Origin of the sequence: Micromonospora sp. NPDC048835 (genome assembly GCF_040649995.1) — a bacterium.
Classification (GTDB): Bacteria; Actinomycetota; Actinomycetes; order Mycobacteriales; family Micromonosporaceae; genus Micromonospora.
On record NZ_JBEZGM010000001.1, the window covers coordinates 492,645 to 519,094 of the forward strand.

General features: G+C 71.6%; 21 protein-coding genes. 13 read left to right on the plus strand and 8 right to left on the minus strand.

Annotated elements, in window-relative coordinates; genetic code table 11:
- Window positions 1–14: 14 nt before the first annotated feature.
- Window positions 15–3,227 carry a BTAD domain-containing putative transcriptional regulator gene (locus AB0C15_RS02070; protein ID WP_357347725.1) on the minus strand — a complete coding sequence of 1,071 codons (3,213 nt, stop codon included), beginning with the start codon at window positions 3,225–3,227 and terminating at the stop codon, window positions 15–17.
- 108 nt (window positions 3,228–3,335) lie between these two features.
- Here AB0C15_RS02070 and AB0C15_RS02075 point away from each other — a divergent pair, with 108 nt between their 5' ends.
- A complete protein-coding gene (locus AB0C15_RS02075) occupies window positions 3,336–5,072 on the plus strand; it encodes a BTAD domain-containing putative transcriptional regulator (RefSeq protein WP_357347727.1) in 1,737 nt (578 codons plus the stop codon).
- Here the strand turns inward: AB0C15_RS02075 and AB0C15_RS02080 are convergent.
- Window positions 5,021–6,265 carry a hypothetical protein gene (locus AB0C15_RS02080; protein ID WP_357347729.1) on the minus strand — a complete coding sequence of 415 codons (1,245 nt, stop codon included), beginning with the start codon at window positions 6,263–6,265 and terminating at the stop codon, window positions 5,021–5,023. The genes AB0C15_RS02075 and AB0C15_RS02080 overlap by 52 nt on opposite strands.
- Before the next feature lie 17 nt (window positions 6,266–6,282).
- The gene (locus AB0C15_RS02085) at window positions 6,283–7,635 is read right to left on the minus strand and encodes a hypothetical protein (protein WP_357347731.1); all 1,353 of its coding nucleotides are present in this window, start codon (window positions 7,633–7,635) and stop codon (window positions 6,283–6,285) included.
- A 152-nt stretch (window positions 7,636–7,787) separates the two neighbouring features.
- Here AB0C15_RS02085 and AB0C15_RS02090 point away from each other — a divergent pair, with 152 nt between their 5' ends.
- The 3 genes from AB0C15_RS02090 (at window position 7,788) to AB0C15_RS02100 (ending at window position 10,808) form a co-directional block, all read left to right on the plus strand.
- Window positions 7,788–9,128 carry a peptidoglycan DD-metalloendopeptidase family protein gene (locus AB0C15_RS02090; RefSeq protein ID WP_357347733.1) on the plus strand — a complete coding sequence of 447 codons (1,341 nt, stop codon included), beginning with the start codon at window positions 7,788–7,790 and terminating at the stop codon, window positions 9,126–9,128.
- A 226-nt stretch (window positions 9,129–9,354) separates the two neighbouring features.
- Window positions 9,355–10,584, plus strand: coding sequence for a cytochrome P450 (locus tag AB0C15_RS02095; protein ID WP_357347735.1), 1,230 nt, complete (start codon window positions 9,355–9,357; stop codon window positions 10,582–10,584).
- Window positions 10,581–10,808 carry a ferredoxin gene (locus tag AB0C15_RS02100; RefSeq protein ID WP_357347737.1) on the plus strand — a complete coding sequence of 76 codons (228 nt, stop codon included), beginning with the start codon at window positions 10,581–10,583 and terminating at the stop codon, window positions 10,806–10,808. The genes AB0C15_RS02095 and AB0C15_RS02100 overlap by 4 nt, the downstream gene beginning before the upstream one ends.
- A 91-nt stretch (window positions 10,809–10,899) precedes the next feature.
- Here the strand turns inward: AB0C15_RS02100 and AB0C15_RS02105 are convergent, their stop codons facing one another.
- The 3 genes from AB0C15_RS02105 to AB0C15_RS02115 all read right to left on the minus strand — a co-directional run bounded on the left by AB0C15_RS02105 (window position 10,900) and on the right by AB0C15_RS02115 (window position 13,405).
- A complete protein-coding gene (locus AB0C15_RS02105) occupies window positions 10,900–11,700 on the minus strand; it encodes an IclR family transcriptional regulator C-terminal domain-containing protein (protein WP_357347739.1) in 801 nt (266 codons plus the stop codon).
- A gap of 89 nt (window positions 11,701–11,789) precedes the next feature.
- Window positions 11,790–12,533 (minus strand): CoA-transferase, encoded by a 744-nt coding sequence (locus AB0C15_RS02110; RefSeq protein ID WP_357347898.1) that lies wholly within the window; start codon window positions 12,531–12,533, stop codon window positions 11,790–11,792.
- Between the two features lie 47 nt (window positions 12,534–12,580).
- Window positions 12,581–13,405: a CoA-transferase gene (locus tag AB0C15_RS02115; protein WP_357347741.1), complete on the minus strand. Its 825-nt coding sequence runs from the start codon at window positions 13,403–13,405 to the stop codon at window positions 12,581–12,583.
- A gap of 225 nt (window positions 13,406–13,630) precedes the next feature.
- Here AB0C15_RS02115 and pcaH point away from each other — a divergent pair, with 225 nt between their 5' ends.
- From pcaH to AB0C15_RS02150, 7 genes are all read left to right on the plus strand, one after another.
- On the plus strand, window positions 13,631–14,347 hold the full coding sequence (gene pcaH, locus AB0C15_RS02120) for a protocatechuate 3,4-dioxygenase subunit beta (RefSeq protein WP_357347743.1): 717 nt from the start codon (window positions 13,631–13,633) through the stop codon (window positions 14,345–14,347).
- Window positions 14,337–14,891 (plus strand): protocatechuate 3,4-dioxygenase subunit alpha, encoded by a 555-nt coding sequence (pcaG, locus tag AB0C15_RS02125; protein WP_357347746.1) that lies wholly within the window; start codon window positions 14,337–14,339, stop codon window positions 14,889–14,891. Before pcaH ends, pcaG begins: the two co-directional genes overlap by 11 nt.
- Window positions 14,884–16,005 (plus strand): lyase family protein, encoded by a 1,122-nt coding sequence (locus AB0C15_RS02130; RefSeq protein WP_357347748.1) that lies wholly within the window; start codon window positions 14,884–14,886, stop codon window positions 16,003–16,005. The genes pcaG and AB0C15_RS02130 overlap by 8 nt, the downstream gene beginning before the upstream one ends.
- On the plus strand, window positions 15,989–16,756 hold the full coding sequence (gene pcaD, locus AB0C15_RS02135) for a 3-oxoadipate enol-lactonase (protein ID WP_357347750.1): 768 nt from the start codon (window positions 15,989–15,991) through the stop codon (window positions 16,754–16,756). Before AB0C15_RS02130 ends, pcaD begins: the two co-directional genes overlap by 17 nt.
- Window positions 16,753–17,151, plus strand: coding sequence for a 4-carboxymuconolactone decarboxylase (gene pcaC, locus AB0C15_RS02140; protein ID WP_357347752.1), 399 nt, complete (start codon window positions 16,753–16,755; stop codon window positions 17,149–17,151). The genes pcaD and pcaC overlap by 4 nt, the downstream gene beginning before the upstream one ends.
- A 22-nt stretch (window positions 17,152–17,173) precedes the next feature.
- Window positions 17,174–18,346 carry a 4-hydroxybenzoate 3-monooxygenase gene (pobA, locus tag AB0C15_RS02145; protein WP_357347754.1) on the plus strand — a complete coding sequence of 391 codons (1,173 nt, stop codon included), beginning with the start codon at window positions 17,174–17,176 and terminating at the stop codon, window positions 18,344–18,346.
- 162 nt (window positions 18,347–18,508) lie between these two features.
- On the plus strand, window positions 18,509–20,014 hold the full coding sequence (locus tag AB0C15_RS02150) for an APC family permease (RefSeq protein ID WP_357347756.1): 1,506 nt from the start codon (window positions 18,509–18,511) through the stop codon (window positions 20,012–20,014).
- 66 nt (window positions 20,015–20,080) lie between these two features.
- On the opposite strand, the gene AB0C15_RS02155 is transcribed toward AB0C15_RS02150, so the two are convergent.
- The gene (locus AB0C15_RS02155) at window positions 20,081–20,704 is read right to left on the minus strand and encodes a hypothetical protein (RefSeq protein WP_357347758.1); all 624 of its coding nucleotides are present in this window, start codon (window positions 20,702–20,704) and stop codon (window positions 20,081–20,083) included.
- Window positions 20,705–21,311: 607 nt separating this feature from the next.
- On the opposite strand from AB0C15_RS02155, the gene AB0C15_RS02160 reads away from it, so the two are divergent.
- Window positions 21,312–22,523 (plus strand): histidine decarboxylase, encoded by a 1,212-nt coding sequence (locus tag AB0C15_RS02160; protein ID WP_357347760.1) that lies wholly within the window; start codon window positions 21,312–21,314, stop codon window positions 22,521–22,523.
- Here AB0C15_RS02160 and AB0C15_RS02165 read toward each other — a convergent pair.
- Window positions 22,497–25,406 (minus strand): BTAD domain-containing putative transcriptional regulator, encoded by a 2,910-nt coding sequence (locus tag AB0C15_RS02165; RefSeq protein ID WP_357347763.1) that lies wholly within the window; start codon window positions 25,404–25,406, stop codon window positions 22,497–22,499. The two genes, AB0C15_RS02160 and AB0C15_RS02165, sit on opposite strands and share 27 nt — an antisense overlap.
- A gap of 185 nt (window positions 25,407–25,591) precedes the next feature.
- Between AB0C15_RS02165 and AB0C15_RS02170 the strand changes: the two genes are divergently transcribed.
- On the plus strand, window positions 25,592–26,446 hold the full coding sequence (locus AB0C15_RS02170) for a hypothetical protein (RefSeq protein ID WP_357347765.1): 855 nt from the start codon (window positions 25,592–25,594) through the stop codon (window positions 26,444–26,446).
- Window positions 26,447–26,450 lie beyond the last annotated feature (4 nt).

A 26,450-nucleotide genomic window follows, 5' to 3' on the forward strand; every position in this document is an offset into this window, starting at 1 on the left:
GCGCCGGTGAGTGCTCAGCGCACGGCAGTGCCCAGAATCTGATCGGCCTCCTCGGCAAGCGTGGTGAAGCCGGCCGTCACCGCCTCCTCGCGCATGGTTCGCGCCCGCCGCACGGCCTCGGCTTCCCGTCCGGTCCGCACCTCGACGTGGGCCAGCTTGAGGCCGGCCCGGATCCGTGGCATCGGATGACTCAGCTGCTCGCACAGGGCGTACGCCTCGACGAAGCAGCGCTCCGCCTCGGCCAGCGATTCCACGCTGAGCAGCGCGTTCCCCAGCGTCAGCAGCAACTCCGCCTGGGTCCGCTGGTCCCGGGTCGACCTGGCGAGCGCCAGCGCCCGACGGGCCGTGTCCACCGCGGCGTCGTGTTCGCCGAGCGTCGCGTGCATCTGGCTCAACTCGTCCAGCACGCAGAGCTGGCCGGTTGGTGAGTGGGCCTCGACGAAATAGGCCAACGCCTCCCGCAGGTGCTCCCGGGCCTCCGTCATCCGCCCCAGCATCCGCAGCGTCATTCCCAGGTTCGATCGGTTGCCCGCGGCGGACTGCCGACCGGCTGGCCGGCCCTCGTTGATCCGCAGGGCCGCCGCGAACAGCGCGGCCCCGTCCTCGATCCGGCCCTCGTCGACAAGCATCGTGCCCAGGTCGTTGAGGGTGGCCGCCTCGACATGGGTGCAGCCGTACGCCCGGCTGACGGTCAACGCCCGCTGATACCACGACCGGGCCTCCGGAAGTCGGCCCAGCAACTTCTGCACCAGGCCGATGTTGTGCAGCAGGTACGCCTCTCCTTCCGACCACCCGTGCCGTTCGGCGAGGGCCAGGGCACGCTCGTACTCCGTCAGCGCCTCGACGGCCTGACCGACCGACCAGAGTGCCTGCCCGATGGTCTGGTGCATCGCCGCCCGACCTCGTCCGTCCCCGGCCGCCTCGGCGGCGGCCAGGCCGGCCCGCCCGGTGGCCAACCAGGCGTGCGAGTGCCGGCGGACGAAGAAGTAGCCCCGCAACTGGTCGGCCAACTGCCAGGCGTACGCACGGTGGGCCCCTCGCGCGGCCGCTTCCTCGACCGCCGCGACGAGTGCGGGCAGCTCGGTGTCCAACCACGCGGTGGCATCGGCGGCGTCGCGGAAGGCGCCGACGTCCGCGCCCGACACCGGCAGTCGGACCATGCTCGGGTAGATCAGATCAGCGGCAGCGGCCACCCGGCCGAGGTAGCCGTCGAGCATCTTCCGCAGCGCCTCGGCCCGCCGGTCGGTGGGCTCCTCGGCGTCCACCCGCCCGAGAGCGAAGATCCGGAGCAGGTCGTGGTAGCGGTAGCGGGCGTCGGCGGCCGGTTGGAGCAGGTTCGCGTCGATCAGGTCGTCCAGCTCACGCACGGTGTCCGGGACGTCGAGGCCGAGGGCGGCGGCAGCGATCGGAGCGCCGAAGTCGGTGCCGGGCAGCAGAGCCAGCAGCCGGAAGGCGCGAGCCGTGCGTACCGGAAGCTCCAGATAGCTCAGCGCGAAGCTGGCCGCGACGCCGACGTCACCGACCTGGAACTCCGCAAGCCGGCCACGCTGGTCGTCCAGCCGGTCCACCAGGTCGCGAACCGTCCACGCCGGGCGGTTGGCCAGGCGTGCGCCGGCCACCCGCAGCGCGATCGGCAGCCCCGCGCAGGCGCTGGTCAACTCGGCGACCGCCTCCGGCTCCGCGGCCACCCGCTCGGCGCCGGCGGTCGCCGCGAGCAGCCTGACCGCCTCGTCCGGCGAGAACGGCACCAGGTCGATGACGGCAGCCCCGGCCAGGTCGGGCAGCCGCCACCGGCTGGTGACGACGGCGACGCTGCCGCCGGCGCCGGGCAACAACGGGCGGATCTGCGCCGCGTTCCGCGCGTTGTCCAGGATCACCAGCACCCGTCGCTCGGCGACGATGCTCCGGAAGAGCCCGGCACGTTCCTCCTGGTGCTTGGGGACGCGGCGGTCCTCGACACCGAGCGCGCGCAGGAAGCGCGCCAGCGACTCGGCCGGGGAGATCGGCCGGGCCCCCGCGCCGGCCAGGTCGATGTAGAGCTGGCCGTCCGGGTACGCGGAGCGGACCAACTGCGCCACCCGCAGCGCAAGCGTGGTCTTTCCGACTCCGGCCACCCCGGACACGAGGCAGACCGGCGCCGGCTGTAGGGACAGCAGCTCGAGGAGGGTGGTGACCTCGTTGGTCCGGTCGGTGAAGTCGGCGGGCGGCGCGGGGGCCTGCCACGGGCGGGGCGTCGCGTTCACCGCCGCCGTCTCGTCCGGTTCCTGTCGCAGTACCGCCCGATACGCCTCCACCAGCTCGGTCCCCGGGTCGACACCGAGTTCCTCGCTGAGCCGTCGCCGGATGTCGTGGTAGGCGGAGAGCGCTGCCGCCCGCCTACCGGTCGCGCCCAGCGCGGTGACCAGCCGGGCGTGCAGTGGCTCGTCGAGTGGCCGCCCGTGGGCCACCGCGGTCAGCCTCGGCAGCGCCAGGTCGCTGCGGGACAGTGCGTCGGCCAGGTCCGCGTGCCACACCGCGGCCCTCGCCCGTTCCTCCTGCAACGCTGCCGCGGCCGGGTGTCCCCGCACCTCCTCGATGTCCGCGCACGGCTCTCCGCGCCACAGCTCAAGCGCCTGGTCGAGCACGGTGAGCGCGGCCTCCGGCCGGTCGGCCGTCCGCGCGGCGCCGGTCAGTGCCCGGAACTTCGCCTGGTCGACGTCGTCGCCGCCCAGGTCCAGCCGGTAACCGCCGGCGGTCAACACGACGGCGCCCGGGAAGAGCAGCCGGCGCAGCCGGCTCACATGTGTCTGCACCAGATTGACGGCCGAGGGCGGCACCCGGTCGCCCCAGAGCAGGTCGATCAGCTCGTCGCGGGGTACCGCGACGCGCGGGGTGAGCGCGAGCCGGGCGAGCACCACCCGATGCCGTCCGGTGCCCAGCGCCACCTCGGTCGTGCCCCGATGCACCACCAGCGGCCCGAGCACACACACTCCGACTGGCGCGTGCGGATCGGCCGTACGCGCCGCCGGCCGGGCCGAACCGGCGGCGGCGCGAAAGGCCCTGGCCTCGGCCTGGTTCAGGCCGAGCGCGACGGCTATCGCGCGAGTCGACCCGCTTCGTGGTGTACGGCTACGCCGCTGCTCCAGGTCACAGATCGCGGCGGCACTCAGGCCGCTGCGGTCAGCGAGTTCTCGCTGGGTCAGACCGGCCGATTCCCGGTACGCCCTGAGCAGCGCAGCGAAGTCCACGGATGGGGACCTTAGTACGGCTGCGCTACGGGTAGCGACCCTCCAGCCCGGAGTCAGGTGATCACCGCAAGCTGTCCGTCTACTTAGGTGTGACGCTGGGGGGCGGGCATGGAGGTACGGGTACTGGGTTCGGTCGAGGTGGTGCTGGCGGAGGGGCCGGTGCCGCTGACCGCAGCCAAACAGCGGGCGCTGCTGGCGGCCTGCGCGCTCAACGCTGGCCGCGTGGTGAGCACCGCGCGGCTGGTGGACGCGGTGTGGGGGGAGGAGCCGCCGGCGACCGCCGAGGCACTGGTGCAGACGTACGTCTCGGCGTTGCGCCGGATGATCGGCCACCCCGAAACGATCGTCACACAGGCGCCGGGCTACCGGCTCGCGCTGTCGCCCGAGCGCTGCGACGCGCACCGTTTCGAGGCGCTGCTGGCCGAGGGGCGGGCGGCGGCCACGGCCGGCAACGACGAGGTCGCGGCCGACCGGCTGCGCCGGGCACTGAAGCTGTGGCGTGGCCCCGCGCTTGACGGCCTGCACAGTCCCTATCTGCGCGCGTACGGTGCCCAGTTGGACGAGCTGCGGCTCACCGCGATCGAGGACCGCGTCGCCGCCGAGCTGCGCCTGGGCCGCCTGCACGAGCTGGTCGGCGAGCTGTCCAAGCTGGTCTGCGCACACCCCCTGCGGGAGCGGCTGCGGGAACAGCTGATCCGGACGCTGTGGCAGGTGGGTCGTCGGGCGGACGCGCTGGCCGTCTTCCGGGAGGGGCGCCAGGCTCTGCGCACCGAACTCGGCATCGAACCCGGCCCGGTGCTGCAACGACTGCACCGCGAGGTGCTGGCGGCCGATGGGACACCGGCGTCGGAGGGAGCCCTGCCGCCCGTGGTCAGCCCGCTGATCGGGCGGGACGCGGAGGTCCGGCGACTGCGTCGGAGCCTGGGCACACCGGCGGGTGGGATGGTGGTTGCCGCCGTCTCCGGAATGGCGGGCGTCGGCAAGACCTCGTTGGCCGTGACGGTCGCGCAGACGGTCGCCGCGGACTATCCGGACGGCGTGCACTTCGTCGGCCTGCCGGAGCCGGACCCGCTGCACGGTGGCGCGCTGCCCGACCCGCGGCTGCGCCAGACTCTCGCCGACCGACGGGCCCTGCTGGTGCTCGACAACGTCGTCGACGAGGACCAGGTACGCGCGGCCCTGCCGCCGGGATTTCGTGGCGCCGTCCTGGTGACCGGCCGGCGGATGCTCACCGGGCTGGACTGCCACACCCGGGTCGACCTCGACGTGCTACCGCCTGCGGCGGCGGTGGCGCTGCTCGCCGCGGTGGCCGGTCGCGCCCGGACGAAGGCTGAGCCGGCGGCCGCGGCCGAGATCGCGCAGCACTGCGGCGGTCTGCCGCTCGCCCTGCGGGCGGCGGGCGGTTGGCTGGCGGGACGTCGTCGCTGGCCCCTACTGGCCTGCGCGACCCGGCTCCGCGACGAGCAGGGTCGCCTCGACCGGCTGGCCACCGGTGGGTTGGACGTCCGTACCGCCCTGGCCTCGAGCTTCACCGGTCTGGACGATGCCGAGCGCCAGGCGATGGCCCGGCTGGCGGCGTCGGGTCGCACCGAGTTCACCTCGGCTCTGCTGGCCGAGGTGGTCGGTCTGCCGATGGCGACCGCGGAGCGGCTGGCCGACCGGCTGCTCGACGCCAGGCTGCTCGACGCCGCCGGGGGAGGGTCCCCCGGCGGCGTCTGCTACCGGCTGCACGAATTGGTCCGGCTCGTCGCCCTGGAACGGGCGGCGGAGGACCGCACCGGGCTACCCGCTGATCAGGTGATCGCCCCGCCGAGGTCCTGCCAGGTCCAGGCGCCCTCGGTGTAGTAGTTCTGCCACAGCGCGCCGTCGGCGCCCCGGGCGAACACCCGGAGCACGGATCCGTGCATCACCGCCGACGGCGCGCTGGTGATCAGGCCGCCCAGGTCCTGCCAGGTCCAGTGGCCGTCGACCAGGTAGTTCTGCCACAGCGCGCCGTCAGCGGCCCGTGCGAAGACCCGCAGGGTGTTCCCCTGGACGACGGCCGTGGGCCCGCTGGTGATGCCGCCGCCGAGATCCTGGGTCTTCCACTCGCCGCCGCTCCAGTAGTACTGCCACAGGGCGCCGTCCGTGCCCCGGGCGAACACCCGGAGCATGCCGCCGTAGATCGCCGCGGCCGGCTGGCCGACGATCGCGCCACCGATCCGTTGCCAGGTCCAGTGACCGTCGACCAGGTAGTTCTGCCACAGCGCGCCGTCCGTGCCGCGAGCGAAGACCCGCAGGGTCGCGCCGTCCACGAGCGCGGACGGGCCGCTGGTGATGGCGCGGCCGAGGTCCTGCGTACGCCACGCCGTGCCGTCCCAGTAGTACTGCCAGAGAGCGCCGTCGGCGCCCCGGGCGAACGTCCGCAGCATGCCGTCGTGGTAGACCGCGCCGACGCCGGAGTTGGTGACGTCGTCGACGACGTTCTTGTAACGGTACGGCTTGTAGAGGCTGCGGCTGTATCCGGCGGCCGACCAGGTTCGGTGCTTGGTGTGCGGCGGGGTCTGCTCGTGGATGTAGAAGTTGCCGCCGACCGCACCGACCCAGCCGCCGAAGATCACGACATGCCCCTCCCAGGGGTTGTCGATGTGGTACATCAGGATGTCGCCGGGGCGCAGGTCGTTGTAGGACGACAGCCGGTTGGCCACCTGGTCGAGGTTGCCGGTGTTCAGGCTGTCCGGCAGGTTCCAGGCCATCGAGACGTATCCCGAGCAGTCGGTCCGGTAGCCGTTGTAGTACTTCTCCTGGCTGTACGGCACCTCGTCCCAGGTGCGCGCCCGGGCCAGTATCTCGCTGCGGGTGATTGCCGGCCCGGGCTCGACGGCCTGGACAGCCATCCTGGAGCCGCCCTGCGGGGCCGCGCCGGTGATCGGGTCGGCCGTCGGTGCGGGGCGTGGTCCGGCCGTCGCCGGTGTGGTGAGCGCCGGCAGGGCGGTCATCGCCAACGCGGTCACCACCACCAGTCCGGCCGTACGCAGAAGGTGTCTTCTTGTCTTCATGCTCTTGTCCCCGATCATCAGGTAATCGATCCGCCAATGCGCTGCCAGGTCCAGGCACCGCCGGTCCAGTAGTTCTGCCACAGCGCTCCGTCGTTGCCCCGCGCGAAGGCCCGCAGCACGTCACCGTGCATCACCCCGGACGGGGCACTGCTGATCCCGCCGCCGAGGTCCTGCCAGGTCCACTCACCGCCGGTGTAGTAGTTCTGCCAGAGCGCACCGTCGTTGGCCCGGGCGAACACCCGCAGTACCGACCCGTGCAGCACCGCCGACGGTGAACTGGTGATCGTGCCGCCCAGGTCCTGCCAGGTCCAGTGGCCGTCGACCAGGTAGTTCTGCCACAGCGCCCCGTCGGTGCCCCGGGCGAAGACCCGCACCACCGAACCGTGCACCACCGCGCCGGGTGCGCTGCTGATCGCCCCGCCGAGGTCCTGCCAGTTCCATTCACCGTTGGCCCAGTACGCCTGCCACAGCGCCCCGTCGTTGGCGCGGGCGAAGACCCGCAGCATCGAGCCGTGCACGACGGCGCTGGGCCCGCTGGTGATGCCACCACCGATCCGTTGCCAGGTCCAGTGGCCGTCGACCAGGTAGTTCTGCCAGAGCGCGCCGTCGTTGCCGCGGACGAAGACCCGGAGCGTGTTGCCGTGCACCACGGCGGCAGGTGTTCCGACGAAGCCACCGCCGAGGTCCTGGGTCTTCCACTCGGTGCCGGTCCAGTAGTACTGCCACAGCGCGCCGTCCGTGCCCCGGGCGAAGACGCGTAGCAGGTTGTCGTACACCACCGCGCCGACTCCCACCTCCGGGAAACCCCACATGGCGGCGGCGATCCGTACCCCGTCGGGCGCCTCCTCGCCGTAGCGTGCCGGGAACCCGGAATTCTGGATCGCCTGGCAGATCGGGCCGATCGCCCCGGTCGTCCAGGAGTTGTTCGGGTACTTCCGCAGCACCGCGTCGAGGAACGCGTTCGTGGCGTACACCGGGTCCTGTAGCTGCGCCGGCGTTCCCCAGCCCTGGCTCGGTCGCTGCTGGAAGAGACCCAGGCTGTCACGGTCGCCGTGGTCCAGGTTGGTGATCCCGCTCTCGACGATCGCCGTGGTGATCGCGATCTCGGCGGCCCGTTGCGGCAGGTTGCGTTGGCGGACGACGTTGACGATCACCCGGGTGCACGCGGCCCGGGTCGCGGTGAAGGCACCTCTGAGCTGCTCGGTCAGGACCTGGTTCATTCGTGCCGCGAACGCGGAGTCGGCCGCGGTCGGTGCCGCGGCCGTGCAGTTGGGCACCACGGATGCGGTCGCGGCCGGTGCCACCAGCACCGTGGCGGTCACCGCCGTAACGGCGAGGAGGCTGAGCCACCCCGCCCGGAATTGTCTCATCAGGCTTCCCCTTCAAGATCGGTCAATGCCTGGCAAGAGGCTGCGTGGCGACGCTGTAGTCCTGCTGCAGTCGAGGTGCAGCGGGACTACAGCGCGGACCCGGATGGTTCCGGGCGGCGGTCAGACCGGCCGCCCGATTCGAGGGGGAAACCATGGCGAAGAGGCCACTGCTGGCCGTTCTTGCCGCGATCACCTGCGCTCTGGGGGGCCTGGCGGTGGTGGCACCACCTGCTCAGGCGGCGGGACCGCGTCCGCTGTTCCAGCTCCCGTTCCAGTGTGGACAACGGTGGCAGCTGAGTACCTATCCGGGCCACGACGACTACGACATCGACATGATCCGGGTCGGCGGTACGACCGCGGGTCAGGACATCCTCGCGTCCTACGGCGGCACCGTCGAGTTCGCCGGGTGGGACGACGGCGCGGGCAACTACGTGAAGATCAACCATGGCAGCGGCTGGCAGACCATGTACCTGCACATGGTCGCGCGGCCGGTGGTCAGCACCGGCCAGCGCGTGGTGCAGGGCCAGTTGCTCGGTCGGGTCGGTAGCACGGGCCGGTCCTCGGGTCCGCACATGCACCACGAGCAGCGCCGTGACGGTCAGAAGGTGGAGTCCTGGTTCGATGGCGTCCCGTCCGGCATCACCAGTGACGACACGTCGGACGAGGTGATCCGGACCAGCAACAACTGCCCGGAGTCCCAGAACGCGTCGCTCCAGCGCGGCGTCAGCGCGGTGATGCACGGCTCGGTGCTTCGTGCCTTCGCCCGCGGCAACGACGGTGCGCTGTGGCAGAACTACTGGGCCGACGGCACGTGGACGTGGCAGCGGATCGGTGGGGCGATCGTCGGCGCACCCGCCGCGGTGTACTACGACGGCCTGCTGCGGGTCTTCGCCCGGGGCACGGACGGTGCGCTGTGGCAGTACTACTGGACCGGCTCCGAGTGGAAGACGCAGGACCTGGGCGGCACCATCACCAGTGCGCCGGCCGCTGTCGTCCAGGGAGACATGCTGCGGGTGTTCGCCCGGGGCAACGACGGTGCGCTCTGGCAGAACTATCTGGTCGACGGGCACTGGACGTGGCAGGACCTCGGCGGCGGCATCAGCAGCGCGCCCACGGCGCTGATGCACGGCAATGTGGTGCGACTCTTCGCCCGGGGCAACGACGGGTCGCTCTGGCAGAACTATCTGGTCGACGGGCACTGGACGTGGCAGGACCTCGGCGGCGGCATCAGCAGCGCTCCCTCGGCGGTGCTCGACGGCTCGATGCTGCGGGTCTTCGCGCGGGGTGACGACGGCTCGTTGTGGCAGAACTACTACACCGGCGGTCAGTGGGCCTGGCAGGACCTCGGCGGCGCGATCACCAGCGCGCCGGGCGCGGTGATGCACGGAAACGTGCCCCGCGTCTTCGCTCGCGGCGCGGACGGAGCGCTGTGGCAGGACTATCTGGTCGACGGGCACTGGACGTGGCAGGACCTGGGCGGCGGCATCAGCTGACGGTGCTGCGGTAACCCGTGGGAAGGGCGGACCGGCCCTTCCCACGGGCGCCGGCCGTCGGCGGTTCCGCCATGGCGATCATCGACATCTGCCGCTACGATCCGACATCGAGACATCGCCCAGCGTCAAATATCGGTGCCCGAAAGCCGTGAACGCTGGCAATTCGGCGCCGCTGCGCGCGTGGTGCCGGCCCGAAGGCCACGCCGTCTCGACGAAGGGAATCCGGATGACGGAGAGCGCCCAGACCACCGAGAGCCGAGCCGTTCCACCCGCGCGACCGTACCCGTTCAGTGTGCCCGACCGCCTCGTCGTCGATCCGACCTACGGCGAGTTGCGCGAGAACGAGCCGATGACCCGGGTGAAACTGCCCTACGGCGAGGAGGCGTGGCTCGCCACCCGGTACGAGGACGTCCGCACGGTCCTCGGCGACGTGCGGTTCGGCCGCGCCCCGGCCGTCCAGCGCGACGAGCCCAGGCTCACCCCGCGCCAGCAGTACAGCGGCATGCTGACGATGGACCCGCCCGATCACACCCGGCTGCGCCGACTGGTGGCGAAGGCGTTCACGGCACGTCGGGTGGAGGCGTTGCGCCCACGTGCCCAGGAGATCGCCGAAACGCTTGTCGACGACATGATCCGACTCGGTCCTCCGGCCGACCTGGTGGAGCACGTCGCCACGCCGTTGCCGATCCAGGTGATCTGCGAGCTGCTCGGGGTCCCGTACGCCGACCGCGACCGCTTCCACCTCTGGTCCGAGGCGATCGTCTCGACCACGTCGCTGCCCCTGGAGACGATCCAGGAGTACCTGAACAATCTCTGGGGCTACATCGGTGCTCTGGTCGCGGAGCGCCGCCGGGAGCCGGGCATCGACGACCTGCTCGGCGCGCTGGTGCGGGCCCGCGACGAGAACCAGGATCGGCTCAGCGAGACCGAGCTGGTGGAGCTGGCCGGGGGGTTGCTCGCGGCCGGCCACGAGACCACGGTGACCCAGATCCCCAATTTCGTCTACGTCCTGCTGCAGCATCCGGACCAGCTCGCTCGGCTGCGGGCCGACCCGTCGCTGGTGCCGGCCGCGGTCGAGGAGCTGTTGCGGTACGTGCCGCTCGGCGTCGGCTCCTCGTTCGCCAGGTACGCCAAGGAGGACGTCGAGGTCGGCGGAGTGCTGGTCCGGGCAGGAGAGCCGGTTCTCGGCTCCCTGTCGTCGGCGAACCGGGACGGGACCGTCTTCGCGGACCCGGACCGGCTGGATCTCGACCGTGGGCAGAACCCACACCTCGGCTTCGGGCACGGCGTGCACCACTGCGTCGGCGCGCAGTTGGCCCGCATGGAGTTGCAGGTCGCCGTCTCCACCCTGGTGACTCGCCTACCCGGGCTGCGGCTGGCCGTGCCGGAAGGCGAGCTGAAATGGAAGCGGGGCATGTTGGTGCGGGGCCTGCTGGCCATGCCGGTGATCTGGTGACTGACGCGTGGCGGATCGGGGTGGACTCGCGCCGTTGCATCGGTACGAGCATCTGCGCCGGTACCGCGCCCGAGCACTTCCGCCTTGTCGACGGCCGTTCCGCGCCGCTGGTCGAGGTCGTCGCCCCGGCTGAGGTCGTCCTCGACGCCGCCGACTCGTGCCCGGTGGAGGCGATCACGGTCCGCGACACCAGCGATGACCGGTTGATCGCCCCGCAGGAGTGACCCGACGAACGCGACCCGGCCCGCTCCTGACCCGGGCCACCCGCTGTCGCTCGGCGGCCAGGGGCGGCGCGGGTGCGTCGGGCGCGACGGGTCAGGCGCGGGCCCGCGTCGCCGGACCGGGCATGAGGCGAAGGTCCGCCTCGATGCGGGAGGCCGCGGCCACCAGTGCCGGCACCAGGTCGCGCCGGATGGAGTCGATGGAGTTCCGGCTCGCGTGGACCGGGATGTTGACCGCGGCGACGACCCCGCCGTTGCCGTCCCGGATGGGGGCCGCGACCGACCGCAACCCCTCCTCCAGCTCCTGGTCGACGATCGCGTAGCCCTGGTCGCGGATCCGGTGCAGCTCGGTCCGGAGCATCGAGGTGGACGCGACGGTGCGCGCGGTCGGCCGCGTGAGCGGCACCCGTTTCAGGTAGAGCTCGACCTCCTGCTCGGGCAGGTGGGCCAGGAGGACCCGGCCGACCGAGGTCAGGTAGGCCGGGAAGCGGGTGCCGACGGTTATCGACACGGTCATGATCCGGCTGGTGGGTACGCGGGCGACGTACACGATGTCGTCTCCGTCGAGCACGCAGACCGAGGACGATTCGTGCACCTCGTGGACCAGCCGCTTCAGGTGCGGTTGGGCGATGTCCGGCAGCCCGATGCTGGAGAGGTACGCGTAGCCCAACTCCAGGATGCGCGGGCCCAACCGGAACATCCGGCCGTCGCTCTGCACGTAGCCCAGGTCGACGAGCGTCAGCAGGAAACGCCGGGCCGCGGCGCGGGTGATGTCGCAGGCGCGGGCCACCTCGCTGAGGGTCAGTTCGGGGTGCGCGGCGTCGAAGACGCGGATGACCGCCAGCCCACGTTCCAGGGACTGCACGAAGTGTGTCTCGCGTGCCGGGTCGGCCATCGGTGGTCCTCCATGGTATCTTACCGCTGGATCAGCCTAGTCACGCCCGAGACCTCTCCCGCCGGGCGGCGCACGCCGACGACCTGGTGCTAAGGGGCGCCCGAGCCGATGGTGGCCCGCAGTGTCCGCAGCGCCGTCAGTTCGGTGGGCGTGGGTGCCGTGCTGGTCGTGGGTGCGGTGGCCACCCGCAGCGGCCAACCGGTTGCGGCACACACCTGGTCGACGTCCACGCCCTCATGGACCTGGGTCAGGGTCAGCTCGCAGGTGGTCGGGTCGGGCTCCAGGACGCCGAGGTTGGTGATCACTTGGACCGGACCGCGACCCCTGAGGTTGAGCGCTTCCCGGTCGCCTGGACCGCGGCCGTACCCCACCGAGGTGACGAAGTCGACGCGGTCCACGAAGGTGCGCGGGTCGTGCCGGGCGATCACGAACACCTCGCGGCACGACGCGGCGATCTCGGGCGCGCCACCGGCCCCAGGCAGTCGTACGGTCGGGTTGCGATAGTCCGCGCCGATGACCGTGGTGTTGATGTTGCCGTAGCGGTCGATCTGCGCGGCACCGAGGAAGCCGACGTCGATCCGCCCGGGTTGGAGCCAGTAGTTGAACAGCTCCGGAACGGAGACCACCGCGTCGGCCGTCTCCGCGAGGATGCCGTCCCCGATCGACAGCGGAAGGCGCGTGGGTTTGGCGCCGATGGTGCCGGACTCGTACACGAGGACCAGGTTGGGTGCGTGGGTGCCGCGTGCCAGGTTGGCCGCGACGCTCGGTCGGCCGATCCCGACGAAGCACCGCGTGCCGTCGCGCAGCGCTCGCGCCGCCGCGACGATCATCATCTCCTCGTCGGTCCAGGTCGCCGCGGCCTGACCGCTTCCATCGACGGTCACGGTGCGACGCCTCCGGTCGTCGCGAACACGGCCTCGTCCAACCACCGCTGGAACGCCGTACGACTGCGGCTGATCGAATCCCACGTCACGTAGAAGTCGTTGTCCCGGTCGCTGTGGCCGTGTGCGTACGACGGGTGCGCGCCGCCCGGAACCTCGGCCACCATCGTCACCGTCCAGTGCGGCAGGACCACCGCCCCCGGGCGCTCCCGCAACCGGTCCACGATCTTCTCGACGGTGACGAGGGAGCGCTTGGCGGCGAGGACGACCTCCTTGTGCACACCGGTGATGCCCCAGAACTGGACGTTGCCCGCGCGGTCCGCGCGCTGGGCGTGCACGATGCCGACGTCCGGGTTCAACGCCGGCACCGCGGTCAGTGTCTCTCCGGTGAAGGGGCACGTGATCGGCTTGACGGTGTCGGTCAGCCCGGCCAGATCGGTGCCGGCGTAACCCCGCAGCACCGCGAAGGGGAGCCCCGAGGCACCGGCGACGTACCGGTTCGCCATGCCGGCGTGGCTGTGCTCCTCGATCTCCAGCGGCACGGGCCAGGCGTTCTGCACGGCGTCGCGAAACCGCGGCAGTGAACCGACTCCAGGGTTTCCCGCCCACGAGAACACCAGTTTCCGGGCGCACCCGGCGCCGATCATCTGGTCGTAGACGATGTCCGGCGTCATCCGGACCAGGGTGAGGTTCCGACGCCGCTGGCGAATGATCTCCTGACCGGCCGCGACCGGGATGAGATGGGTGAACCCTTCCAATGCCACCGTGTCGCCGTCGTGCACCAGGGCGGCGATGGCAGCACGCAGGCTTGCGACTTCCCCCATCGAAACTCCTCTGTGCGCCAGGTGAACATCTGTGCGCTACGGCGACAGTACGGACGGGGCTGATACCCGTCAAACGTCCCTTGTGGTCCCACCTTGCCGTTGACCTCGCTGCCCGTCCGGACGTCGACGTGCATCGTTGACTGAACCAGTGGGGACCCGTACGTTCCCTCTGAGAACGATCGTGCGCATGAGGCACGAGGAACCTGATTCCCGCTAGGAGGGTTCATGCGCCTGCGGCTGCCCTCGTACCAGCGAACCGAGGGGTTGCACCCACCCCTCTACAGCCCGGCGTACCGCAGCACGGTGCTCCGCGCGCCGAGCCGACAGTTGGTGCTCCTGCCCCAGAACCTGACGGAGGTGACCGGCCCGTTGCTCGGTGCGGGCCGGGTGAGCGACACCGACGCCGACCTGACCGCCGCGCCGGGCGGCGAGCCGCAGGGCCAACGGATCATCGTGCACGGCCGTGTCCTCGACGGCGACGGCCGACCGATCCCGCACACGCTCGTCGAGATCTGGCAGGCCAACGCCGCCGGCCGCTACCGACACGCCAGGGACACCTGGCCGGCGCCGCTTGATCCCCACTTCACCGGCGTCGGTCGCGTGCTCACCGACGAGGCGGGCAGGTACCGGTTCGTGACGATCCGTCCGGGCGCCTATCCCTGGGGCAACCACGACAACGCCTGGCGGCCGGCGCACATCCACTTCTCGCTCTTCGGCCGGGCATTCACCCAGCGGCTGGTCACCCAGATGTACTTCGCCGACGACCCGCTCTTCCCGTACGACCCCATGCTCAACTCGATCCCGGACGAGAGGGCCCGCAAACGGTTGGTCGCACGCTTCGACCTCGACGCCACCGTCCCGCACTGGGCCCTGGGGTACGAGTTCGACATCGTGTTGCGCGGCAGCGCGGCGACACCGATGGAGGAGCCGCATGAGGAGTGAGCTGACCCCCTCCCAGACCGTGGGTCCCTTCCTGCACATCGGGCTGCCCTGGCCGGACGGGCCCGACGTGGTGCCACCGAACACACCGGGCGCGATCCTGATCAGCGGCAGGGTCACCGACGGCAACGGTGAGCCGGTCACCGACGCGCTGATCGAGACCTGGCAGGCCGACCCGGACGGCCGGTTCGCCCACCCCGACGACCCACGCGGCCCGGTCGGTGGTTTCCGAGGCTTCGGCCGCTGCCCGACCGACCCGGACGGGCTCTACCGGATCCGCACCGTCAAGCCCGGACCGCTGCCGACCCCGGACGGCGCGACCGAGGCCCCACACATCAACGTCTCCATCTTCGGCCGAGGGCTGCTCGACCGCCTCGTCACCCGGCTGTACTTCCCCGACGAAGCGGCAAACTCCACCGACCCGGTGCTCACCACCCTGCCCGACCCGGATCGGCGGGGGACGCTTGTCGCCGCCGCCACGTCCGACGGATACCTGTTCGACATCCGGCTGCGCGGCGCCTCCGAGACCGTCTTCTTCGATGTTTGACGCGATGTTCTGCACCCCGGCGGTCCTCTCGGCCACCGACGCCGACGCGTGGTTGCGGGAGATGCTGCGGGTGGAGGCGGCGCTGGCCCGGGCTGGGGCGACCGTCGGGCTCATTCCGGCAGATGACGCTGCGAGCATCGGGTCCGCCTGCGTACCGGAGCTGTTCGACGCCGCGGAGCTGGGTGCCCGCGCCGTCGCCTCGGCCACCCCCGTCGTGCCGTTGCTGCTGGATCTGCGGGCGCGGGTGCCCCAGGCGTCGGCCCGCTTCGTCCATCTCGGCGCGACCAGCCAGGACGTCATGGACACCGCCCTGGTGCTCATCGCCAGGCGCTGCGCGGATCTGATCCTCGGCGACCTGTGGGCGGTCGGTGACCTGTTGGCCGACCTCGCCGACCGGCACCGGGGCACCGCCCAGATCGGGCGTACGCTCCTGCGGCAGGCGGTACCGACAAGCTTCGGTGTGGTCTGCGCGGGATGGCTGGCCGGGGTGGACGAGGCGGTCGCCGGGCTCGTCCGCGCGCGCGGACGACTGCCCCTGCAGTACGGCGGACCGGTCGGCGTCCACGACACACTCGGTGCGGCGGGACCGCGGCTGGCCGAGGCGCTGGGGGAACTCCTCGGGCTGCCGGTGCCAACCCTGCCGTGGCACACCCGCCGGGGTCCTCTCGCGGAGCTGGGCGCCGCACTCGGCGCCGTCGGCGGCGCGCTCGCGACCATCGCGACGGCGATCGTCCTGCTGTCCCAGGACGAGGTCGCCGAGGTGGCCGAGGGGGCAGCCGGCGTCTCGTCAGCCATGCCGCACAAGCGGAACCCGGCCCGGTCCGCCCTGGTCCTCGCCTGCACCCACCAGATACCCGGCCTGGTCGCCACGGTCCTGGCCAGTCAACCTGTCGAGTTGCAGCGATCGGCCGGCCGTTGGCAGGCCGAGTGGCCGACACTCACCACGCTGCTGCGGCTGACCGCCGCCGCTGCCGGGCACGCCCGTGCCGCGCTGGGCTCGCTGAGGGTGGACGCGGAGCGCATGATCACCACCGCTGGGCGGCCGGTCCTGCCGGAGGCGGCAGATCTGCTCGTCGACCGCGTACTCGAGGAGCACCGTGCTGCTCGCCCATGAGGTCACCGGGCCGCCGGACTCCCCGGTGCTCGTGCTTGGCGGCTCGCTCGGCACGACCCGCGCCGTGTGGCGACCGCAGGTGACCGTGCTGTCCCGCTGGATGCGGGTCGTCGTGTACGACCACCGGGGCCACGGCCTCTCACCGGTCCCGGCGGGCCCGTACGACATCGCCGACCTCGGCCACGACCTGGTCGACCTCCTCGACCACCTCGGGCTCGACCGGGTCCACTACGGCGGCCTGTCCCTCGGCGGCATGGTGGGGATGTGGCTGGCCGCTCATCGACCCGAGCGGGTGGACCGGCTGGCGCTGCTCTGCACCGCCGCGTACCTGCCACCGCCCGAGGTGTGGCTCGCCCGTGCCGCCCACGTCCGCGCGCACGGCCCGGGGAGCCTGGCCGAGACGCTGGTGGACCGCTGGTTCACCGCCGACTTCGTCCGCAGTCGCCGCGCCGACGTGATCGCGCCGCTCGTCGCGGATCTGACGTCCACGCCGGGGGAGGGCTATGCGGGCTGTTGCGAGGCGATCGCGGCCATGGATCTGCGCCCGGTCCTGCCGGCGATCACCGCGCCGACGCTGGTGATCGCCGGGGCGGACGACCCGGCGACGCCACCAGAGCACGCCAGGGTCGTCAGTGCGGCGGTGGCCGACGCCCGACTGGAGATCCTGGGGCGGGCGGCGCACCTCGCCAACGTGCAACGGCCGACGGCGGTGACCGCACTCCTGCGCGAACACTGTCTGGGGGAACGATGAGCGAGCAGCACACGCGGGGGATGGCCGTGCGGCGGGCGGTCCTCGGTGACGCACACGTGGACCGGGCGGTCACCGACACCGACGCGTTCACCGCCGACTTCCAGGACCTGATCACGCGGTACGCCTGGGGCGAGATCTGGACCCGGCCGGGGTTGGACCACCGGACCCGCAGTTGCATCACGCTCACCGCGCTGGTGGCGCAGGGGCACCTGGCGGAGCTGGCGATGCACGTCCGGGCGGCGCTCCGCAACGGTCTCACTCCGGCCGAGATCAGCGAAGTGCTCCTACAGTGCGCGATCTACTGCGGGGTGCCCGCTGCCAACGCCGCTTTCGCCGTCGCCGCCGGGGTGCTGCGGGAGGAAGCCGCCGCGGAGCAGCCGAACGCGGGTGACTGAAGTGCCGAGACGAGGAGTGGACGTGCGTACCCAGGTCGCGATCGTGGGCGCGGGCCCCGCCGGGCTGCTCCTGTCCCACCTGCTGTACCTCAACGGCATCGACTCGGTCGTCGTCGAACGCCGTAGTCGCGACCACGTGGAGAAGCGGGTCCGCGCAGGTGTCCTGGAGCAGGGCACCGTCGACCTGCTCCGGGAGATCGGCCTCGCCGATCGGCTGGACCGGGAGGGGCTGGTGCACCGTGGCATCGAGCTGCTGTTCGACGGGGGGACGCACCGGATCCCGATGAGCGACCTGACCGGAGGTCGGGCCATCACCATCTACGGCCAGCAGCACGTCGTCCGGGATCTGACCGAGGCGCGGCTGGCCACCGGAGGCCAGGTCTTCTTCGAGGTGGACGACGTGGCGGTCGTCGACGTCGGGACGGCGGCACCGCGACTCCGCTTCACCGTCGAGGGTCGGCAGACCGAGCTGGCCTGCGACTTCGTCGCCGGCTGCGACGGCTCTCACGGCGTATCCCGCAGCGTGCTGCCCGCCTCGAGCCGTCAACTCCTGGAGCGTGACTACCCGTTCGCCTGGCTCGGCATTCTCGCCGAGGTCGCGCCCTCCTCCGACGAATTGATCTACGCCTACCACGAGCGGGGATTCGCGCTGCACAGCCTCCGCTCACCGACAATCAGTCGCCTCTACCTTCAGGTCGACCCCGACGAAGACCTCGCCAATTGGCCGGATCACCGTATCTGGGATGAACTCGGTACCAGGCTGGCACACGGCGGGTGGTCGCTCAATGAAGGGCCAGTCCTGGAGAAGGGCATCACCCCGATGCGCAGTTTCGTCTGCGAGCCGATGCGATTCGGTCGGCTGTTCCTCGCCGGGGACGCCGCCCACATCGTGCCGCCCACCGGCGCCAAGGGCCTCAACCTCGCGGTCCACGACGTGCACGTACTTGCCGACGCGCTCACCGATCACTACCGGACCGGGAGCGAGGCGTCGCTCGACGCGTACTCGGCCACCTGCCTCCGCCGGGTGTGGCGGGTGCAGCAGTTCTCCTGGTGGATGACCTCTATGCTGCACCGTTTCCCCGAGCACGACGCGTTCGAGCAGAACCTGCAGCTCTCGCAGTTGGAGTATCTGGTCGGCTCACCCGCGGCGGCGACGAGCCTCGCCGAGAACTACGTCGGACTGCCCTGGACCTGACGAATCAGACCTACCGATCATTGGCGGCTGACGCAATCACGTACCGCTGCGTGGGAGCGCTCAACTTCGCTCCTCATCGCTCTATCAACAGTGGAATGACCCTGTAAGGTCATCGAGTCCTGTCACCCGATCGATCTGCCTTAGGCATGGGGAGGCTCAGCTATGGTCACATCTCCTGTGACCCCCCTGACGGTGTCCGCCGAACGAGGGCTGGCACGCAAGACACTGCGGACGAGTTCGCTGGTGACGTTCGGGGCGACAGCATCGTCCCCAATGGCCGTTCTCGTCGGCGGTATCGTCGCCACCTATGCGACCACCGGCAATACCGCAGTAGCCGCGAGTTTCCTGCTCCTGGCCGCGGTGATGCTCCTCTGGGCACCGGGGTACATCGCCATCGCGAGGTACGTGCAGCCCAGCGGAATCTTCTACACCGCCCTCGCCGCCGGACTGTCCCGGCTCGTCGGTGTCGCGGGCGCGCCGGTCGTGCTGCTCGCCTACAACACCATTCAAATCTCGCTGTACGGTCTGCTCGGCTCGGTGGTCAGTGGCCTGGTCGGCGGTCCGTGGTGGATCGGGGCTCTCGTCGCGTGGGCCATCGTGGGGGCGTTCGGCCTGCAGCGTACGGGCGTCAGCACCGCCATGTTCGGCACCATCCTGATCGTCGAGGTCGCACTGCTGATCGTGTTCGTGCTGGTGGGCCTCGCCCACCCGGCCGGCGGTAACCTGACGGTCGAGGCGCTGAACCCGACGCAGTTGTTCAGCACCGGGGTGGTGGCCGGGCTCGCGGTCCTTCCGCTCGGCTTCGCCGCGTTCTTCGGCACCGAAACCATCGCGGCCTACGGTGCCGAGGCGCGCTCACCGCGGGCGGTCTCGCGCAGCATCATCTACGTGATCATCGGCCTCGGCCTGCTCTACGCCCTGTGCGCCTGGGCGATGGTGGCCACGGTGGGCGCCGACCGGGTCGTCGAGCTGGCCCGGGACCCGGCGGCGCCACTGCCGTTCGAGGTCTTCTCCGGCTCCCGCGCCGGCAGCGCCGGAGTGCTGTTGATGGCACTGGGCGGCCTGCTGTTGGTCAGCAGCGTCCTCGCGGCGATGATCAGTTTCCACAACAGCGTGGCGAGGTACCTGTTCGCCCTCGGCAAGGACCGGCTGCTGCCCGCCCGCCTCGCGACGATCCGGGAGGGCGGGTCCGGTGCGCCCCAGGGTGGATCGATCGCCCAGTCGGTCACCGCTCTGATCGTCATCCTGCTCTTCGCGGTCAGTGGCGCTGAGGCGCTGACCATGTTCACCTGGCTCTCCAACATCGCCGCGGTGAGCCTGATGCTGTTGATGGCGGTGAGCTCACTGGCCACCGTCCGCTTCTTCGCTCGCGGCGGCGGCCGCAGTGAGTCGCTGTGGGCGCGGGCGATCGCACCCACTCTCGGTGGGATCGCCATCGCGGTGATCCTCCTGCTCACACTGATCAACATCAGCGCGGCGCTCGGCACGCCACCGGGATCTCATCGAGCCTGGCTGGTGCCCGGTACGGTCGGCGCGTTCGTCGTGATCGGGGCGCTGTGGGCGATCAGCCTGCGGACCCGTAACCCGGACCTGCTCGCTGGTGTCGGGGAGCGCGAGACGAACCCCACGCGGCAGGTCGACGAGGATCTGGGCCACCTCACGCTCTGAGGAACCACCCACGACAGTAAGCAGGCGGAGCCGCTCAGCGGCTCCGCCTGCTTACTGTGACAGCGTCTACGCCTTGGCGCCCCGGCCCTTGCCGAGCCGTTGCGCGCCAACGTGAACAAGCGTCGCCAACTGGGCGATCCCGGTCCAGATCGGCGTGTCCGCCGGGTGGCTCTGCAACGCCCGCCACGACTCGTACGTCGGTGTCGTGGACTGGATCAGCGGCTTCTCCCACGGGTCGGCCGGCCGGTCGACGACGATCCGCGTCTCTTCTGGGTCCATCAGTTGGATGTAGAATCGGCCGGGGATCCGGTCCTCACCCTCCACCCGGCGCATCGTCTGCTCCCAGGTGCCCAGCGGACCATCAAGCGAGCTGACCGCGACGCCGATGAACGTCGAGTCCGCGTTGACCCGTTCGTCGACGCGGTTGCACATCTGTGGGGGCTGACGAGGATCCAGCCCGCCGTTGTCGAGGTAGTACCGCGCCGTCTCGGCGAGGTCGTAGAGCATCTTGGGCAGGTGCGACACGTCCTCGCCGGCCTTGTCCAGACGCGTCGCCGCCCCCACCTCGAAGACCGGACGCTCCAGTGTGGTGCCGACGATCGGTACCGCGTAGAGGAACGCGAAGCCGTAGGCGCACAACGGGTTACGTCGACGCTGGGTCCACGCGTGGCGGCCGTGCATCGTGTTCATCAGGCCGACCCGACTCAGCGCGGAGGACCGCAACGAGGCCCAGATCCGCCGCGTCTCGGGATCGCTGATCGGAGGCGCGGGCGGCGACTCGTGCACAGCCGGCGGTGGTTCGTGTTGAGGAGGCGGCTGCGCGGCGGGCGCCGAGTGCCAGGAGGCCGGCGGGTACTGCTCGACCGCCGGCGCCGGCACCGCGGCCGGAGGCGCGACCCAACCATGCCGTCCGTCCGGCGCCGGTGGGGGTGGTGGGGTGTGGCTGCCCGGCTGCTGGTCCCAGGGTGTCGGCGCTGTCCTTCGGCTGCTCGCCGCCGATGTCCAGTCCTCAGGGGCCCTCTCGCGAGGACCCAAATGGGCCGCTGGCCTGTCGTACGCCACAGTGTGTCCTCCCCGGAAACGTCGCCATAGCCTCTCATCGAACACACACTGCGATCAACTGCGCACCACGAGTCGGCTCGATCATTCGATGCGGAGGGCGGTTGCCTGGGCGTCGCCGTCATGGTCCACTTTTCGCTTAGTTGCCTATCGACGGAGTACCCGTGACCATCCCCTGCCAACGGCGATACCGCCTGCTGGTGCGTGATGCCGTGGACGCCACAATGGAACGTCCACGATGACCTCTCCCACGAGCATCCCCGACGACCTGTCGCTCGCCGCTCAGCTCGAGCAGCTGCACGCCACCCTGGCGGCGCACAGGTCGATCGGCTTCCCGGCCGCAATGGACATCGACTACGGGCCGGTCACGCCACTGTTCGGCATGCTGATCAACAATGTCGGCGACCCGGACACCGACCCCGACACCAGCCACACCAAGGCCTACGAGCGGGAGGTCGTCGACTGGCACGCGAACCTCTTCGGTGCCCCCGCCGACGATCGGTGGGGATACCTGACCAGCGGCGGCACCGAGGCGAACCAGGCGGCTGTCCTGCTCGCCCGCGACAGGTTCGCGGGCGCGAACCCCGTGCTCTACTACAGCGAGGCCACCCACGACTGGGTCCGCAAGACGGCCGGCATGCTGGGGCTTCCCGAGGTCGTCATCCGCACCGACGCCAACGGCGAGGTCGACTACGGCGATCTACGGGGCGAGTTGGCACGGCGACGGGACCGGCCAGCCATCGTCGTGGCCAACGCCGGCACGACCGTGACGGAGGCGGTGGACAATCCCGCCCGGGTTCGCCGAGTCATGTCCGAACTGGCGATCCGCAACTCTCACCTGCACGTCGACGGCGCGCTCGCCGGCGTCCCGTTGGCACTGCTGCCGGACCGGCCGGTGGCCATCGACCTCGGTAACGTGGTCGACTCTGTGGCCATCTCGTGCCACAAGTTCTACGGCACCACCATCCCCGGCGGCCTGGTGGTGACCCGCCGCTCGCTGCAGCGGGCGGCACGGCGAATCTCGTACACCGCCACGACCGACAGCACGGTCAGCGGCTCCCGCTGCGGCCAACTCGCCGTGCAGATGTGGTACGCGCTGCGACTGCTCGGCGAGGACGGGCACCGCGAGCGCGCCGAACGTGCCCGCGAGACGGCCCGCTTCGCCCACTCCCTGCTGGCGAGCGTCGGCTGGCCCGCCTGGCGCAACGTGCACGCCTTCACGGTGTACTTCACCACCCCGCCGGCGGCGATCGCCCGCCGCCACGGCCTCTCCAACGCCGACGGCGGCATCAGCCACCTGATCTGCATGCCGGGCGTCACCCGCCAGCAGATCGAGGCGCTCGCGGCCGACATCGCGACCGTCAAGGGCACCGAGCAGCCCAGCCCGAGCCGCGGCGTCCGGCGACTCGTGCCGGTCGCGCAGCTACCCCTCACCGCCGACCGGAGCTGACCGGCCCGCAGACGCCCGAGCGATGGTCGTACCCACGCCCTGCGCCTCGCCGCCCGTCGACGCCAGCGGGACGGCCGGCGCGGCCAGCTTGACCCGTGGACGGTCGGCGTCCGGATGGCGCAGCTCGTCGAAGATCGTCAGCGCCTCTCGCCACGCCCGGCGAGCGGCGGCGAGGTCACCGGCGGCCCGCAGACTGTCGCCCAGGTTGTCGAGCACCTCCGCCTCGTCGTACCGGTCGCCGAGTTCCCGGTGCAGCGCCAACGCCCGCCGGTAGCAGTCCGCGGCCCGGTCGTGGTCGCCCAGGCCGTGCCGGACGTAGCCGAGACTGTCCCAGGTCAGCGCCGCGCCGTGCCGGTCGCCGGTCTCCTCGTGCAGCCGCAGGGCCGCCTGGCAGCAGTGCAGCGCCGGCTCCGGCTCACCGAGCCGGGCGTGCATCCAACCCAGGTTGTTGAGCGCCTTGGCCTGCCCGACCCGGTAGTTGACCGCCCGGTACAGGTCGAGGGCCAACCGGGTCTCGTCGAGAGCCGCCCGCAGCCGGCCCTGCCTCGTGAGCACCCAGCTCACCCCGAGGTGGGTGTGCGCCCGTCCGGTGTCGTCGCCCAACTCGCGGTACAGCTCCAGGTCGCGTCGGTAGTGCTGGTGCGCCGCCTCGTGATCACCCGACCAGGTGCAGGCGATGGCGAGACCGCGGTGCGCCAGCGCCTGACCGGCCAGCTCACCCCGGCGCCGCGCCGCCGCCAGTGCGGTCCGCTGCGCGGCGGCCAGCTCCGGCCAGTGCCCGCTGCGATCGAGGTACGTGGTCAGGGCCGCCGCCAACGTCCACGCGTGGCGGTCCAGGCCGGTGCCCGCCGCCTGCTCCACACACGCCAGCAGCACGTGGTGCTCGGCGGCGAACCAGGCGGTGGCCCAGGCGTGCTCCGGGCGGTCGCCCACCGTCACCCCCGGGTCGACGGGAGGCAGCGCGGCCGGACGCGCCAACCGGTACGGGTCGAGCAGGTGGTCCGCCGCGTGCGTGGCGTGCAGGTAGTGGTCGAAGAGGCGACGTCGGGCGGCCTTCCGCTCGGCCTCGACGTCGGTGCCGTGACACAGTTCCGATGCGTACGCGCGAAGCAGGTCGTGCATCGCGTACCGGCCGGGAGCGCGTTCGGCGAGCAGGTTCGCCCGAGTGAGGTCGGCCAGCAGCGGGCCGACCCGGGCCGGCGGCAGGCCGGCGAGACTTGCCACCGCCACCCGTCCGGCGTCGGGGCCCGGGTGCAGCCCGAGGAGCCGGAACAGCCGGGCCGAGTCGGCGTCCAGTGCCCGGTACGACCAGGAGAAGACCGCCCGGACGTCGGTGCTGGGGTCGCCGGTGGCCAGGGCGCTGAGCCGGTCCGGGTCGGTGTCGGCCAGCTCGCCGGCGAGGGCCGCCAGCGGTATGTCGGGCTGCCCGACCGCGCGGGCCGCCACGACGGCCAGGGCCAGCGGCAGGCCGGCGCAGCGGAGCACGATCTCGTCGAGTGCCGCCGTTTCGCGCACGGCCCGCCGGCGTCCGAGCCGACCGGTCAGCAACTCCCGGGCCTCGGTCGGCGGAAGCACGTCGAGCGTCACCGGGTGGGCCCCGGCGTTGACCACCAGGCCGGTGAGCCGGTTGCGGCTGGTCACCACGACCAGGCTGGTCGAGGATCCCGGCAGCAGGGGGCGTACCTGCTCCTCGTCGCGAGCGTTGTCGAGCAGCACCAGCACGCGACGGTCGGCGAGCAGGGTCCGGAACAGGGCGGCCTGCCCGGGCAGGTCGGTGGGCACCCGTTGCGGTGGCACGTGCAGCGCCTCCAGGAAACCGCGCAGCGCCACGTCCGGCGACACGGCCCGGCCGTCAAGGTCGAATCCGCGCAGGTTGACGTAGAGCTGCCCGTCCGGGTAACGATGCGCGACCCGGTGGGCCCAGTGCACCGCGAGGGTCGTCTTGCCGACTCCTGCGGTGCCGGCGATTGCGGAGATGACCACCGCCCGGCCGGGGCCGTCGTGCCGGTCGGCTCCCGCCGGCCCGGTGGGCAGCAGCGCGTCCAGTTGCCGGAGCGCCACGGCGCGGCCGGTGAACCCGGCGGGGTCGCCGGGAAGCTGCGCCGGCGGCGGACCCACGGGCTCCGCAGGTGCGGGTTCGGCAGGTGTCTGCCCCCGCAGCACCCGCAGGTGGGCCCCGCTCAACTCGGGCCCGGGCTCCACGCCCAACTCGTCGACGAGGTGGCGGCGGGTCTCGGCGTAGAGCCGCAGCGCGGCGGCCTGCTGGCCGCAGCCGGCGAGGGCGAGCAGGTAACCGGCCACCAGCGGCTCCCGCAGGGGATGCTCGGCCACCAGGGGGCGCAGGGCGTTCGCGGTCGCGGCGTACCGGCCGAGGCCGAGTTCCACGGTGGCGAGCCGTTCGTACGCGAGCAGCCGCTGCTCGTCCAGACCGGCGGCGGCAGCGTCGACGAAGGCTCCGGCCGCGCCGGCCAGCGCCGGCCCCCGCCACAGCGCCAGGCCGTCGCGCAGCAACCGCGCCGCCTCCGCCTGCTGGCCCGCCGCCTCCGCGTCGCGGGCCCGCTCGACCGCCACGGTGAACTCGGCGAGGTCCAGTTCGCCCCCGCCTACGCCGAGCCGGTAGCCGCCGCCCTGCGTGGTCAGCAGCTCGCCCGCGCCCGCCTCCCGCAGGGCCGCCCGGATCCGGGAGACGCAGACCTGAACCTGGGTCCGGGCGCTGGTCGGAGGGTCGTCGGCCCAGAGCGCCGACACGAGCTGCCCGAGGGGCACCAGGCGGTCGGCGTTGAGGAGCAGCAGCGCGAGCACCGCGCGTTGCTGGGGGCGGTCGATGGGGAGGACCCGCCCCCCGGCGGTCACCTGGACGGGGCCGAGGAGGGACCACCGCATGGCTTTCCTCATCAGTCGTAATGGGACGACCACAGTCTATGGACGGTGGGACCGGCGCGGCCGGCGCCAAGCGGTCGGATAGCGGACGACAAGCGGCCCCGCCCAGGCTTTCCTCAGCCGCCGGACCCGCAGGTCCGGGGGGAGGGGGCTGGCTAAACGCCGGCCACTGTGGACAGGGGAGCGACATGCGAGTAACCAGGGGACGGGCAGTGCTGACCACCGTCGTGTCGACGGCCGCGGTGGTGGCCGGGCTGGGCTGGGCGGCGCCGGCCTCGGCGGTGCCGGCGGGGCTGGAGACGGTCACCCAGTCGGCGGCCGAGAGCAGCGCGGACAAGTCGGCGTTCGCGTCCTGCCCGGCCGGCAAGGTGGTCACCGGGGGCGGCGGCTTCCTCACCGCCGGCTCGTCGGCCGACGGACGGGTCGGGCTGGACCGGCTGGAGCCGCTGTCCAACGGCAGCGGCTTCTTCGTGACCATGCGGGAGGCGGGCCCGGTCAACTTCGCCGGCGACTGGGGGCTACAGGCCGTCGCCCAGTGCGCCACCACGCCGGCCGGGTACCAGGTCGTGGCTACGACCGGGGCGGTGGGGACGGAGTTCGTCACGGCGAGCTGCGGAACGAAGAAGGTCATCGGCATGGGTGGGCGGATCAACAGCGGCCTGGGTGATGTCGTGCTCGACCAGGTGGTGCCGTCGTCCGACCTGACGTCGGTGACCGTCCGGGCGGTCCCGGTGCAGGGCGCCTCGGCCACCGGCTGGAGCGCCACCTCCATCGCGGTCTGCGCCACCGGGCCCGCCGGGCTGGAGCGGGTCGCGTTGATCGGGACGAGCGCGAGCAACTCGTCGGACCACGCCGTCAAGTCGTGCCCGGCCGGCAAGGGCCTCTACAGCGCGGGCGCGGACATCAACGCCGGCAACGGTCAGGTGCTGCTGACCGCGATCAACATCACCGGGGGGAACACCGTGCGGGTGCGGGCGGACGAGGACGCCGACGGCTTCGCCGGCTCCTGGAGCCTCAACGGATACGGAATCTGCGGTAGCTGACCCA